Origin of the sequence: Corallococcus llansteffanensis (assembly GCF_003612055.1) — a bacterium.
Classification (GTDB): Bacteria; Myxococcota; Myxococcia; order Myxococcales; family Myxococcaceae; genus Corallococcus; species Corallococcus llansteffanensis.
The window spans coordinates 1-12,839 of record NZ_RAWB01000285.1; the positions used below are offsets into that span (position 1 = coordinate 1).

At 70.0% G+C, this 12,839-nt stretch carries 13 protein-coding genes; 1 reads left to right on the plus strand and 12 read right to left on the minus strand.

Annotation, left to right across the window (positions count from 1 at the left end):
* From D7V93_RS24685 to D7V93_RS24725, 9 genes are all read right to left on the minus strand, one after another.
* The coding region (locus D7V93_RS24685; protein WP_147451306.1) for a hypothetical protein at positions 1-471 on the minus strand (471 nt) is incomplete at its 3' end.
* Complete coding sequence (locus tag D7V93_RS45160; RefSeq protein ID WP_158623844.1) at positions 468-872, minus strand: hypothetical protein; 405 nt, start codon at positions 870-872, stop codon at positions 468-470. The genes D7V93_RS45160 and D7V93_RS24685, both read right to left, overlap by 4 nt.
* 107 nt (positions 873-979) lie before the next feature.
* A complete protein-coding gene (locus D7V93_RS24695; RefSeq protein WP_120645741.1) occupies positions 980-1,717 on the minus strand; it encodes an SDR family oxidoreductase in 738 nt (245 codons plus the stop codon).
* Positions 1,695-3,092 (minus strand): FAD-dependent oxidoreductase, encoded by a 1,398-nt coding sequence (locus D7V93_RS24700; protein ID WP_120645742.1) that lies wholly within the window; start codon positions 3,090-3,092, stop codon positions 1,695-1,697. The genes D7V93_RS24695 and D7V93_RS24700 overlap by 23 nt, the downstream gene beginning before the upstream one ends.
* Positions 3,079-4,356, minus strand: a complete 1,278-nt coding sequence (gene kynU, locus D7V93_RS24705) for a kynureninase (RefSeq protein ID WP_120645743.1) — start codon at positions 4,354-4,356, stop codon at positions 3,079-3,081. Before kynU ends, D7V93_RS24700 begins: the two co-directional genes overlap by 14 nt.
* A complete protein-coding gene (locus D7V93_RS24710) occupies positions 4,353-5,369 on the minus strand; it encodes an amidohydrolase family protein (RefSeq protein WP_120645744.1) in 1,017 nt (338 codons plus the stop codon). The genes kynU and D7V93_RS24710 overlap by 4 nt, the downstream gene beginning before the upstream one ends.
* A complete protein-coding gene (gene nbaC, locus D7V93_RS24715; RefSeq protein WP_120645745.1) occupies positions 5,366-5,890 on the minus strand; it encodes a 3-hydroxyanthranilate 3,4-dioxygenase in 525 nt (174 codons plus the stop codon). The genes D7V93_RS24710 and nbaC overlap by 4 nt, the downstream gene beginning before the upstream one ends.
* Position 5,891: 1 nt before the next feature.
* Positions 5,892-6,320: a RidA family protein gene (locus D7V93_RS24720; protein ID WP_120645746.1), complete on the minus strand. Its 429-nt coding sequence runs from the start codon at positions 6,318-6,320 to the stop codon at positions 5,892-5,894.
* A 16-nt stretch (positions 6,321-6,336) separates the two neighbouring features.
* Positions 6,337-7,779: an aldehyde dehydrogenase gene (locus tag D7V93_RS24725; RefSeq protein ID WP_120645747.1), complete on the minus strand. Its 1,443-nt coding sequence runs from the start codon at positions 7,777-7,779 to the stop codon at positions 6,337-6,339.
* 192 nt (positions 7,780-7,971) lie between these two features.
* Between D7V93_RS24725 and D7V93_RS24730 the strand changes: the two genes are divergently transcribed.
* Positions 7,972-8,760 carry a 2-keto-4-pentenoate hydratase gene (locus D7V93_RS24730; protein ID WP_120645748.1) on the plus strand — a complete coding sequence of 263 codons (789 nt, stop codon included), beginning with the start codon at positions 7,972-7,974 and terminating at the stop codon, positions 8,758-8,760.
* 10 nt (positions 8,761-8,770) lie between these two features.
* Here the strand turns inward: D7V93_RS24730 and D7V93_RS24735 are convergent, their stop codons facing one another.
* The 3 genes from D7V93_RS24735 to D7V93_RS45165 all read right to left on the minus strand — a co-directional run.
* The gene (locus tag D7V93_RS24735; RefSeq protein WP_120645749.1) at positions 8,771-9,922 is read right to left on the minus strand and encodes a bestrophin family protein; all 1,152 of its coding nucleotides are present in this window, start codon (positions 9,920-9,922) and stop codon (positions 8,771-8,773) included.
* A gap of 146 nt (positions 9,923-10,068) precedes the next feature.
* On the minus strand, positions 10,069-12,300 hold the full coding sequence (locus tag D7V93_RS24740; protein ID WP_120645750.1) for a hypothetical protein: 2,232 nt from the start codon (positions 12,298-12,300) through the stop codon (positions 10,069-10,071).
* A 143-nt stretch (positions 12,301-12,443) separates the two neighbouring features.
* Positions 12,444-12,839 (minus strand): hypothetical protein (locus tag D7V93_RS45165; RefSeq protein WP_158623845.1); only part of this gene is annotated, 396 nt, incomplete at its 5' end.

Below are 12,839 nucleotides of genomic sequence, written 5' to 3' on the forward strand. Positions count from 1 at the left end.
GAGCGCGGTGGCTCCGTAGTTCGCCTCGATGCGTTCGGCGATGAGCTTAGCGATGCCCCGAAGTTCTAGAGGCGCGAGGCCCAGGAACACCTTGGAGATCCTCAAGTGCTTGCCCAGGAATTCCCTGCGGACGCAGTGCACGTTGTAGACCGGCGCGAGGATGCTGAGATACCCGCAGACCGTCCAGGTGAGCTGGGGGCGGTGCAGGATCTCCTCCTGCGGAGGATAGACGAGCACGCCGAAGCTGGGATTCGCGCCGGGCGGGGTGTAATCCCAAACGTCGAAGTTCGGGAGCGCTGCTCTGATTTCATGGATCAGATGTACCCAGCGACCGAACTCCTTGCGCTTCTCCTTCCAGAGCGCTTTGAACCGGAGATCCTCTGGGCTGGGTTCTTGCCGGAATCGATAGATTTCGTCCGCACCCCAGTAGAGACGCGCGATCGCAAGCAGCTCTTCGCCAGAAGGGGTCATGGCTTCTTGAACCTGGGCTGGACGGGGGTGGTCTCGTCGTCGCACTCACTCCCCACCCGCGAGCCGAAGATTGCTCCGGAGAGGGCAATCCTGAAGGTGCCCCTGAAATCCTCACAGGCAAGGCCCAGCGCCGTCACGGGCGTGGCTGCACCGAACACGGTCTGGGCTGCGAGGTTCGCGCAATCCGCTGAGATGCGTTGAGCCAGCGGCACGGGAATGGGCCCCAGGCGTTTCGTTTCCAGGGGCATGCCGACTCCAAGCTGGCACAGGAAGACCTCACCGGTATCGCGCCGGAGTGGCACATGGACGCAGGCCGCCTGCCAACCGCCAGCTCCCGGCTCTGTCTGCTCCACGATGTTGACGAACCGGAAGTGCCGGGGCTGGAGGCTCCCCTCCACCACCGCGCCCGTCCCTGTCGCGCACCCTGTCATCCAGCACAGCAACCCCAGGCACACCGCCCGTAACGTCGCGTCCATGGCTTCCCCCCCGGGAAGCCACACACGACACCTCAGAACCCGCGCAGCGCTCCACCGTCACAGGCGATGGACTGTCCATTGATATACGCGGCCGGCTCCGACGCCAGGAACGTCACCAGCGCGGCGAACTCCTCCGGCCTCCCCAGCCGGCGCGCGGGGATGTTCGGCGCCACCTTCTCGTCGGACAGGCCCAGGTCCTTCATCCGGTCCGTCGCGTGGTAGCCCGGCAGCGCCGCGTTCACCGTGATGCCATACGGGCCGACTTCATTGCTCAGGCTCTTCACCAGCCCCAGCAGACCCGCGCGCAGGCCGTTGGACACCGTGAGGTTGTTCATCGCCTCCCGCGCGGCCGTGGACGTCACCAGCACGATGCGGCCCCAGCCCTGCGCCTTCATGCCCGGCAGCGCCGCTTGAATCGCATCCACCGTGGACAGCCAGAGGCTCTGGAAACCCGTCTGCCATTGCTCGCCGGTGATGGCCTCGAAGCCTCCCGACGGCGGCCCTCCCGCGTTCACCACCAGCACGTCCAGGCCGCCCAGCTTCTGCGTCACCTCGCGCACCAGCTCGCGCGCCGTCCCCGCCTGCGTCAAATCACAGGGCACCGCCAGCGCCGCGCCCAGCTCCTTCGCCGCCTTCTGGAGCTTGTCCCCGCCGCGCGAGGAGATGGCCACCGTCGCGCGCTCCTGCATCAGCGTCTCCGCGATGGCGCGCCCCAGCCCCGAGGACGCTCCCGTCACCAGCGCCCGCCTACCCTTCAGCCCGAAATCCATCCGCGTGCTCCTTCATGAAAGGGGTCAGCCGGCCCCGGATGAGTCGCGCCGCCGCGTCCAGGTCCACGTCCTCCGGACGCTTCAGCCCCTGCGCCAGCTCCGTCACGATGCCGCCCGCGAGCGTGCCCACCTGGTACGCCAGCCGGTAGGGCACGCGGCTGAAGCTCACCAGCGTGTAGCGGCTGACGAACTCCCCCGGGAAGGCGTTGAGCAACACCTTCTCCACGCCCTTCTCCAGCAGGAAGCGCGGATCCGCCGTGCTGTCGCGCATCTCGATGAAGTTCTCCACCGCCATGTCCGCGATGGCGTCCGCGTTCGTCTTGCGCAGTTGCTCGAACGCGCGGAACGCCTCCTCCCAGCCCGGCCGCGACTCCAGGAGCGAGTCCAGCACCACGCAGTCCTCGAAGCCGCAGTTCATCCCCTGGCCGTAGAAGGGCACCACGGCGTGCGCCGCGTCACCCAGGAGCAGCGTGCGCCCTCCGACGTGCCACGGCGCGCACTTCACCGTCACCATGTGCCCCGTGGGCCGGGAGAAGAACTCCTCCACCAGCCCCGGGATGAGCGCCCGCGCGTCCGGAAACTGCTCCTGGAAGAACGCCTCCAGCGCCTCGGGCGTCTGGAGCGACGCGAAGCTCACTGGCCCCTGCCATGGCAGGAACAGCGTGCAGGTGAAGCTGCCGTCCTCGTTGGGCAGCGCGATGAGCATGAACGTGCCACGCGGCCAGATGTGCAGCGCGTGCTTCTCCATCTGGAAGCGCCCGCCCTCGCCCGGCGGAATCGTCAGCTCCTTGTAGCCGTGCCCCAGCGGCTCCTGCGTCGCGTGGAAGCCCGGGTGCGCCTGGAACTCCTGCCGCACCGCGGACCCGGAGCCGTCCGTGCCGAACACCACCGTGTCCCGCACCTCGCGTGTCTCGCCCGTGGCCTCGTCCTGCACCGTCAGCGTCCCCGCCGCCGTGTCGGCCTGCGTGACGCGCTGACGGAAGCGGATCCGCACTCGCCCTGTCGCCTCCGCCTGTGTCATCAGGAACTGGTTCAACCAGCCGCGCGACAGCGAGTTGATGTGCTGCGAGTCGTCCTTGCCGTAGGGCTGGTAGGCCAGCGCTCCCTGCACCGGGTGGATGGCCCGGCCGCGCATGGGAATGGCGTGCTTCAGCGCCTCCTCCTCCAGCCCCACCTGCCGGAGCGCGTGCAGGCCCCGGGTGGAGATGGCCAGGTTGATGGAGCGCCCCGCGTCCAGCGTCTCGCGGCGCATGTCCGGCCGGCGCTCCAGCACCTCCACCGTGTGGCCCCGGCGGGCCAGGTACAGCGACAGGAGCGAGCCCACGAGGCCCGCTCCCACCACCGTCAGCGTCGGCTTCGACTCATTCGAGGGCATGGGCCTCCAGCGTCCTCACGAAGCGGAAGACGTCCAGGTAGGTGTTGTAGAGGGGCGCGGGCGCGGCGCGGATGATGTCCGGCTCGCGGAAGTCGCAGATGACGCCCGCCGCGGACAGCCGCTGCAGCAGGCGCCGGGGCTCGCCCTTGAAGCGCAGGGAGAGCTGCGCCCCGCGCTGCTTCGGGTCCCGGGGCGTGGTGATGGTGACGAACCCCGCGGGCAGCCGGTCCAGGAGGAACTCCATGAAGCCGGTGAGCTTCTCGCTCTTCGCGCGCAACGCCTCCATCGTGGCCTTGTCGAACAGCTCCAGCGATGCGCGCAGCGCCGCCAGCTGGAAGATGGGCGGGTTGGACAGCTGCCACCCCTCCGCGCCCGGCAGCGGGTCGAACGTGGGGCCCATCTCGAAGCGCGTGGCCTTGTTGTGGCCCCACCAGCCCTCGAAGCGCGGCAGCTCCGGCGAGCGCGCGTGCCGCTCGTGCACGAACACGCCGCCCAGGCTGCCCGGCCCGCCGTTGAGGTACTTGTACGAACACCACACCGCGAAGTCCGGCCCGTCGTCGTGCAGGGACAGCTTCAGGTTGCCCGCGCCGTGCGCCAGGTCGAAGCCCACCTTGCAGCCCTGCGCGTGCGCCACGCGGGTGATGGCGCCAAGGTCGAACGCCTGCCCGGTGAGGTAGTTCACGCTGCCCAGCATCACCAGCGCCACCTCCTTGCCGTGCCGCTCCACCGCTTCGAGGATGTCCTCGGGGCGCAGCGTGTCCTCGCCCTCGCGCGGCATCAGCCGGATGATGGCCTCCTTCGGGTCGTAGCCGTGGAAGCGCGCCTGCGACGCCACCGCGTACTGGTCCGACGGGAAGGCGCCGCCTTCAATCAGGATCTTGAAGCGCTCGCGCGTGGGTCGGTAGAACGACACCATCATCAGGTGCAGGTTCACCGACAGGGTGTTCATCACCACGACCTCCAGCGGCTGCGCGCCCACGAGCCGCGCCACCTGCTCCGTGAGCAGCTCGTGGTAGGGCAGCCACGGGTGGCGGCCGTGCAGGTGGCCCTCCACGCCCAGCCGCTCCCAGTCCTCCATCTCCATCTGCACGTACTTGCGCGCCTTGCGCGGCTGGACCCCCAGCGAGTTGCCCGCCAGGTAGACGGAAGGGGCGCCCGAGGCGCTGGCGACGTGGAGGAACTCGTCGCGGAAGGGGCGCAGCGGGTCCTGGGCATCCAGGCTCAGCGCGAAGGCGTCGGTGCTCTCGTAGACAGGGGCCGTCATGGTGCGAAGTCCTCGTGCGAGCGCCCCAGCCACTCCAGGGCATTGCGGTAGAGCAGCCGTTCGCGCACCGGCGGCTCCAGGTCCGTCAGGGATTCGATGAGCGTGCCGGGCCGGTCCTCGCCCAGCGGGAAGGGATAGTCACTGCCCAGCGCCACCTTGTCCGCGCCGAACAGCTTCACGATGGCGCGCAGCGCCTCCGCGTCATGCACCAGCGAGTCCACCCAGAAGCGCCCCAGGTAGTCGCGCGGCGCCACCGGGTTGTCCACCGCGACCAGGTCCGGGCGCACCTCGAAGCCGTGCTGGATGCGGCCAATCGTGCCGGGGAACGCGCCGCCGCCGTGCGCGAACGCGAGCCGCAGCTTCGGCAGCCGCTCCATCACCCCGCCGAAGATGAGCGAGCAGATGGCCAGCGACACCTCCGCCGGCATCCCCACCAGCCACGGCAGCCAGTACTTCGCCATCTTCGCCTCACCCATCATGTCCCACGGGTGCACGAAGACGGCGGCGCCCAGGTCGCTCGCCGCCTGGAAGAAGGGGAAGAGGGCCGGGTCGCTCAGGTTCAAGTCATTGACGTGGCTGCCAATCTGCACGCCCGCGAACCCCAGCGTGCGCACGCAGCGCTCCAATTCCTTGACCGCGAGGTCGGTGGATTGGAGCGGCACCGTGCCCAGGCCCACGAAGCGCTTCGGGGCCGAGGCCACCGCGGAGGCCAGGTGGTCGTTGAGGAAGCGCGCCACCTCCAGGCCGTGCTCGGGCTTGGCCCAATAGCTGAACAGCACCGGCACCGTGGACAGCACCTGCACCTGGACGCCGTGCGCGTCGCACTCCACGACGCGCTGCTTCGGGTCCCAGCAGTTGCTTTCGATTTCGCGGAAGAACTTCCCGTCGTCCCGCAGCATCCGCGCGCGGCAGGGGGCGTGGTGGTCCAGCGTGATGAAGCCGCCGTAGCCGAAGCGCTCGGCGAAGCGGGGCATCTCCGGGGGGAGGAGGTGCGTGTGGATGTCGACCTTCACTTGGGCGCACCACCCCGTGTCACCTTCGTGCCGCACCGCTTGCAGGTGCAGTGCTCCGGATTGCCGTAGAAGTGCTCGAACACCGGCGGCAACTGCGTCACCAGGTTCGTGACGTGCAGCGACTCTTCATAGAGCTTGTCGCCGCACTTCGGGCACAGCCACAGGAAGGAATCCAGCTCCTGCGGCTGGCGGCGGCGCTCCAGCACCAGCCCCACCGTGCCCGCGGGGCGCTGCGGCGAGTGCGGCACCTTGGGGGGCAGGAGGAAGATCTCACCCTCGTGGATGGGGATGTCCTGCACCTGCCCCTCGTCGATGACGCGCAGGGTGATGTCACCCTCGAGCTGGTAGAAGAACTCCTCGCCCTCGTTGACGTGGAAGTCCGTGCGCGCGTTGGGGCCGCCCACGACGGTGACCATGAAGTCCCGGTCCGCCCACACCTGCTGGTTGCCGACGGGCGGCTTGAGCAGGGGACGGTGCTCGTCGATCCACTTCTTGAAGTTGATGGGGGTCAGTCGGCCCATGTCACACGTCTCCAATCGTGGCGATGCACTTGAGTTCAATGGCGATGGGCGTGGGCAGCCGGTTGATCTCCAGCGTGGTGCGGCACGGTGGGTTGTCCTTGAAGTACTCCGCCCACAGCCGGTTGTACGTGGGGAAGTCCTTCTTCATGTCCGTGAGGTACACGGTCACGTCCACCAGCCGGTCCCACGACGAGCCCGCATCCTCCAGGATGTAGCGCACGTTGCGGAACACGGAGTGGCACTGCGTCTCGATGTCATACGAGACGATGTTCCCCTGCGCGTCCAGCTCCACGCCCGGGATAGCCTTGCTGCCGCGCTCGCGCGGGCCCACGCCGGAGAGGAACAGGAGGTTTCCCACCCGGCGCGCGTGCGGGTAGAGCCCCACCGGCTCCGGGGCCTTCTTCGAGTCGATCCGCTCGCCAGCGCTCACTGTGTCGCTCCCGGGTTCAAAGCTTGATGCAGACGTTCTTGGGTTCGGTGAAGAAGCGCAGCGCGTCCCAGCCGCCCTCGCGCCCCACGCCGGACTCCTTCACCCCGCCAAACGGCGTGCGCAAATCCCGCAGCATCCAGGTGTTCACCCAGACGATGCCGCTGTGCAGCCGCGAGGCGAAGCGGTGCGCGCGCGTCAGGTCCTTCGTCCACACGCTGGCCGCGAGGCCGTAGCGCGTGGAGTTGGCCCACGACAGCACCTCCTCCTCGTCATCGAAGGGCATGAGGGTGGCCACCGGGCCGAAGATCTCCTCCTGGTTGGTGCGGCACGAGGGGGACAGCCCCTCCACGAGCGTGGGCTCCACGAACCAGCCGTTCTCGCAGCGGCCCGGCACCTTCGCGCGCTGGCCGCCGGTGAGCATGTGGCCGCCCTCCTGCTTCGCGAGCGCCAGGTAGCCCAGCACCTTCTCGAAGTGCTCGCGCGACACCAGCGCGCCCTGGTCGGTGCCGGCCTCCAGCGGGTCGCCCACCTTGAGGGCCCGCGTGCGCGCCACCAGCGCCTCCTTGAAGCGCGCGTAGATAGGGCGCTGCACGAAGATGCGCGGGCCGCACAGGCAGATCTGTCCCTGGTTGGAGAAGGACGAGCGCACCGTCGTGGCCACCGCGTCCTCGAAATCGCAGTCCGCGAAGACGACGTTGGGGTTCTTCCCGCCCATCTCCAGCGACAGCTTCTTGAAGGCGGGCGCGGCCACGCGGGCGATTTCGGCGCCGGTGCGCGTGCTGCCGGTGAAGGAGATGGCGCTCACGTCCGGGTGGCGCGTGAGCGGCCCGCCCACGTGCGGCCCCAGGCCGTGCACCAGGTTGAGCACGCCCGGCGGCAGGCCCGCGTCGCGGCACACCTGCGACAGGAGGTAGGCCGTCATCGGCGTCACCTCCGACGGCTTCGCCACCACGCAGTTGCCCGCCGCCAGCGCGGGGGCGATCTTCCACGTCAGCAGGTACAGCGGCAGGTTCCACGGAGAGATGCAGCCCACCACGCCCAGGGGCGCGCGCAGCGTGTAGTTGAGCGCCACCCCGTCCATGGGATGCGCCTCCGTGGAAAACTGCGTCGCCGCGTCCGCGAAGAACTCGAAGTTCAGCACGCTGCGCGGGATGTCCACCGTGCGCGCCACGGCCAGCGGCTTGCCCGTGTCGATGGACTCCGCCCGCGCGAACGCGTCCAGCCGCTCATGGATGAGCCCCGCGATGCGCCGCAGCATCCGCGAGCGCTCCGTCGCCGGCAGCGCGGCCCAGGCAGGGAAGGCCCGGCCCGCTGCTTCCACCGCGGCCTGCACGTCCGCTTCGCGCGAGTCCGGCACGAGCGCGTACAGGGCGCCCGTGGCCGGCTCCGGCTTGTCCAGCCACTGGCCACCCATCGCGGGCACCAGCTCGCCACCGATGTAGTTGAGGACTCGTTCCAAGGCAGCGCCCTCCTGGGGAGACACAGGGCAATGTATGCCGCGCCCCTCCGCCGCCTCCAGGATTCCGAGCGGCGGACGTCGGTTGGCGCTCGCTTGCGCGGCCGTCTCTCCTCCCGGATGCTGCCGCACCCATTCCGCCCGTGAACCCTGCCGGTGGAATTACAGGTTGGGCAGAGAAAGGATTCGGAAGAGATGACCTCGACGGCGGACGTGATGGCCCTGGCTCGGACCCTGGACGCGGCGCGGCGCGAGCGGCGCGAGGTGCCCCCGCTCACGCATGCGCACCCGGCCCTGTCCCTGGCGGACGGCTACGCGGTGCAGGCGGAGGGCATCCGGCTGCGCGAGGCCCAGGGGGAGCGGCGGGTGGGGCCGAAGATGGGCTTCACCTCCGAGGCGAAGCGCCAGCAGATGAACCTGGGCTCGCCCATCTACGGCGTGCTCACGGACCGGATGCTCGTGCCGGCGGGCGGCGTGGTGCGCGTGGGCGCGGGCATCCACCCGCGCATCGAGCCGGAGATCGCCTTCCGCACGTCGCGGGAGTTGAAGGGCTCGGTGACGCGCGACGAGGTGCTGGACGCGTGCTCGGCGGTGTTCGCGGCCATGGAGGTGCTGGACTCGCGCTTCGTGGGCTTCAAGTACTTCAGCCTGCCGGACGTGGTGGCGGACAATGCGTCGTCGTCGCTGTTCGTGCCGGGCACCACCGAGCGCGGCCCGCGCGACCTGGACCTCACGAAGCTCCAGATGCGCATGGAGGTGAACGGCAAGGTGGAGGGCGAGGCGCGCTCCGACGCCATCTCCGGCGACCCGGTGGTGTCCCTCATCCAGCTGTGCGCGCTGCTCGCGGAGACAGGCCAGGTGCTGCCCGCCGGGAGCCTGGTGCTGTCGGGCGCGGCCACCGCCGCGTACCTCATGAAGCCGGGCGACCACGTGCGGCTCACCGTGGACGGGCTGGGCACGGTGGAGGTCACCGCGGCGGAGTAGGGCCCTTGTGTCAGTACAGCACGCCGTCCTTCGGCTGAAGGGGCGGGGGCAGCTCCGCCTCGCCCAGCATCTGCCGCAGGTTGATCTCGATGGTGCGGCACAGCGCCGTCATGGGCGTGTCGCTGACGCCGTCCTCGAAGGGGTCCTCCACGTCGCGGCCCACCGCGTCCATGGCGATGAAGAGGAACGCGATGATGGCCGTGACCAGCGGCGTGAGCACGCCCAGGTCCGCGACGACGCCCAGGGGCAGCATGGCGAGGTAGGCGCGCACCATGGCGTGCGGAAGGATGTCGTACTGACGGGGCAGGGGCGTGTTCTTGATGCGCTCGCACGCGCCCAGGTGGTGGGTCAGATCCGTGAGCGTCTCGTCCATGGCCACGCGCAGGTAGACCTTCTCCGGGTGCTCGATGTCGCTGTAGACGCGGCGCATGCGCGTGGACATCCACAGGAGGATGGCGGCGGGCACGTTCTGCTCTTCACGCAGCGCCTCCAGCACCGACGGCCGGAAGAACGAGGCGATCTCCGGGAAGGGGTTCTGCCGGCGCAGGTGGCACCTGAGCGCGTTCACGAAGCCGATCTGCGCGTAGACGAGCTCGCGTGCGTCCTCGGTGATGCCCTCGTACACGCCGGTGATGATGCCCCGGGGGATGCCTCCCTCGGGCGGGTGCTCGAAGGTGGCCAGGTTCGCGCGCGGGGCGCCCGGCTTGCGCAGATCCCTCGCCTTGCCGAACTGGTCGCGCACCGCGCCGTCACCCACCTGGGCCCAGGCGGGCGCCAGCGCGGGCCCCTCCGGCTCCACCGCCATCTGGACCAGCCGGGAAGCGGCGGAGGGTGTCTCCACGGTGCCGTCGCTGCGGTGGGAGCGGGGCGCGGGCAGGAAGGTGATGACCTGCCGGGCCAGCGTGCGCGAGGAGTTCACGAGGCCGCCCCAGAGGGTGCGCGCCTCCCACCAGCGCTCGTAGGCGGAGTTGTTGCGGAAGGCGAGCAGCACGCCCAGCGCCGCGGCCAGCACCGTCACCGGCAGCGCGGGCACCGACAGCCACTTCCAGCCCACCACCTCGTAGCCCAGGGCGATGGCGAGCGCGAGGACGACATGGAGGGCGACGGGCCGCCCCGTGTAGCGAAGCACGATGCGCCAGGACAACATCCGACCGACGATCATCGCGCGGGCCCTCCCTGCCGGGAGAACGCCCGGTGCGGGCTGGGATGTAGTGCCGCGCTCGCGGAGGGGCAATGCGGCGCGTCACCTCCGCATCCGCCGCGGGGTTCCACACGCCACGGGAGCGTGCGGAACCCAACGGACGGCCCTCAGGCGCGCGACTTGGAGAAGACGATGCTCGCGCCGGTGTCCGGCACCGTCACGGTGAAGGTGCGCTCCACCGACGCCAGCCCGTTGCCGCCGCGCGCCGCCAGCTCCAGGAAGAACGCGCCGGACGCCTTCAGGTGGAAGGACTGCGCCCACGACTGCGACAGGGCCTTGAACGCGCCGGCGAAGATGGCCGGGGAGCGCTGCTCGTTGTTGCGCAGGTCCAGCAGGCCCGCGCGCAGGTCGCGCCACTTGGCCACCGTGCCCGGGTTCTTCTGGATGATTTCCGCGAACGTGAGCATGCCGTCGCCCAGCAGCCCTTCCGTGTGCGCGAAGAGGCCGACGAGCGGGTTGTTCTTCAGGTTCGCGGCGGCCGTCTTCGCCGCGTCGGCCGCGGACCAGTTCTGGTCCAGGTACGCCCGCCACAGGGGCGCGTAGACCGTCTCACGCACGGTGGGTCGGTCGCGGCACGGCACGGAGTACCAGGGCAGCGCCCGGGCCAGCGCGCGGGCGAAGACGGACGGCGCGTCGGGGTCCGCCGCGTGGTGGATGACGTCGCGCATCGTCCGGTTGTCCAGCTTCAGCTCCACCCGCGTCTCCACGGCCTTGCCACCCGAGGCCTCGCGGATGCGGCGCAGGACCTCGTCCTCCTCGGCGTCGTCGAGCGCGCCCCAGATGATGGCCTCGTCCACGGCCTGGCGCAGGTCGTCCTCACCGCGCTTGCGCGCGTCGTGGCGCAGGAGCAGGTACAGGCCCAGGTCGAAGTCCGCCACGGTGGGCGACTTGCGGAACTCCCCCATGTCCGCCTTGAAGTCCGCCGTCCAGAACGCGTCCGGCGTGAGCAGCGCGCGCGTGTAGCTGCGCACGCCCAGGAAGGAGATGCGCTGGGGCGCGTCCTTCTCCAGGCTGTTGCGCTGCACCACCTGGGTGAGCTGGCGCTCGTCGTTGCCGCCCAGCGACCACTTCCCCAGCTTCAGGGAGAAGCCCCACGCCTGCGACTCCTTGTTGACCTCCTTCAAGAGGCACTGCTCCAGCACCATGCCTTCGGCCTGCATCCGCTGCATCGCGCTGGCCATGTTGCCCCCCACCAGCAGCGGGTGCAGCACGCGGGCCTGGGCGTCGGTGCACACGGTGGACAGGAGCGTCGTCTGCTCGCGCAGGCGCAGGTATTCGTAGCGGAAGCCCGCGGAGAACTTCGCCTCCGCGAGCGCCTGGATGCTCGTGCGGGCATCACCGCGCAGCTTCTCCCACGCCTGCCGCAGCGCCGTGGAGTTGGCCTCCAGCTCCTGGAAGCCCAGCCGGTCCAGCACGATGCGCAGCACCTTCTGCTCGGCCGCGGACAGGGTGTGCGTCTCCAGCTTCGTCATCAGCGATTCGAAGGTGGCGAGCGGCACCGACAGCAGCCCTTCGAGGACGCGCTCCACCTGGGCGACGAGGCTGGCCGGGTCGGTGAGGTTCGCCTCCACGTGGAGGTCCGCCGTCACGCCCGCCTCGCGCGCCACGGCCTTCTTCACCTGCACGCGCACCCGGCCCGCTTCAGGACGGGAGAAGATGACGGCGTAGTCGTCCACCACCTTCACCTTCGCGGACACGGTGGCGCCCGCCTTCGCCTCGAAGGAGAAGAGGGAGCTGGCGGACAGCAGCTTCGTCAGCGCCTGGAGGTTGGTGGTGTAGACGTCCGTCCAGTCCAGCGTCGCGGTGACGGACAGCTCGCCGCGCGCCTGGAAGCAGAAGGCCTCGCCCACGCCCAGCGCGTCCAGCGACGAGGTGAGCAGGGGCAGCCGGAGCACTCCCGCGTCCGCCTTCAGCGCGGCGCGCGCGTTCGTGTCCTGGGTGTGCCGGTGGTAGTCCGCCAGCAGCACGCGCACGTCGCCGTTGGCCGCGAGCGCCACGTAGGGCAGCGGGAAGCCGACCTCCGCCTTCACGCGCGCCTCCACCGCGTACTTGAGCCAGGCCTGGTCGCCTCCGAAGACGAGCGGCGGGGCCAGCTGCGTCGCCGGGTCGCCGGGCCCGCTGCCCACCACGCCCGCCGCGTCCACGTCCGCCGGCGCGTCATAGCCCTCGATGAAGCCCCGGGCCGACACGTCGAACGCGAACGTCAGGGGCCCCAGCTTCTCCCCGGAGGGCAGCGCGTAGCTGGCGCCCGGCAGCTCCACGCGGATGTCGGAGCCCTTGAGCGGCGCGTCCGGCAGCACCTTCGACACTTCGTTCAGCAGCTCCAGCTTCCAGGCCATGACGGAGTCCTCCCCCTTTTTGCGTCCACGGAAACGGCCCCATCGTACATGGCCGCCCCGACGTTGGAGGTCGGACGTGAAAAGGGCGCGGGCCCTCCCCTCGTGAGGGAGCGCCCGCGCCCGGAGTCAGCACTGCCCCAGACTCAGGGCAGCATCTGGCGGGTCAGCGTGGCCGGACGGGTGGAGCGCGTCTGCGCCTCATTGCCCAGCCAGGCCACCGTCACCTCGTTCGCGTCCTTGAGCGACGCGGCGTCCGGCAGGAAGACGAAGAGCCGGTCGGGCGGCACCGCCCAGGTGTCTCCCACGCGCTCGCCGTTGAGGTAGATCTCCGGCGAGGACGAGCGCTCCAGCGAGCCCAGGGGCTCCTGGGTCTGCACCTCGATGGCGATGGGATCCGTCGCGCGGGAGAGCAGGGCCGGCCCGGCCATCCGGGTCAGCTCGGCGTCTCCGCGCACCTTGCGCGCGGACACCCGGAGCACCTCCACCGGACGGGCCGCGTCCGGCGAGGTGGGCTCCGCGCGGATGGGGGAGGGGGTCTG

Coding starts and splice junctions, on each gene's coding strand:
- D7V93_RS24695 (WP_120645741.1), bottom strand. CDS start 1,717: ATGGATTTCGGGCTGAAGGGTAGGCGGGCGCTGGTGACGGGAGCGTCC.
- D7V93_RS24700 (WP_120645742.1), bottom strand. CDS start 3,092: ATGCCCTCGAATGAGTCGAAGCCGACGCTGACGGTGGTGGGAGCGGGC.
- kynU (WP_120645743.1), bottom strand. CDS start 4,356: ATGACGGCCCCTGTCTACGAGAGCACCGACGCCTTCGCGCTGAGCCTG.
- nbaC (WP_120645745.1), bottom strand. CDS start 5,890: ATGGGCCGACTGACCCCCATCAACTTCAAGAAGTGGATCGACGAGCAC.
- D7V93_RS24730 (WP_120645748.1), top strand. CDS start 7,972: ATGACCTCGACGGCGGACGTGATGGCCCTGGCTCGGACCCTGGACGCG.
- D7V93_RS24735 (WP_120645749.1), bottom strand. CDS start 9,922: ATGATCGTCGGTCGGATGTTGTCCTGGCGCATCGTGCTTCGCTACACG.
- D7V93_RS24740 (WP_120645750.1), bottom strand. CDS start 12,300: ATGGCCTGGAAGCTGGAGCTGCTGAACGAAGTGTCGAAGGTGCTGCCG.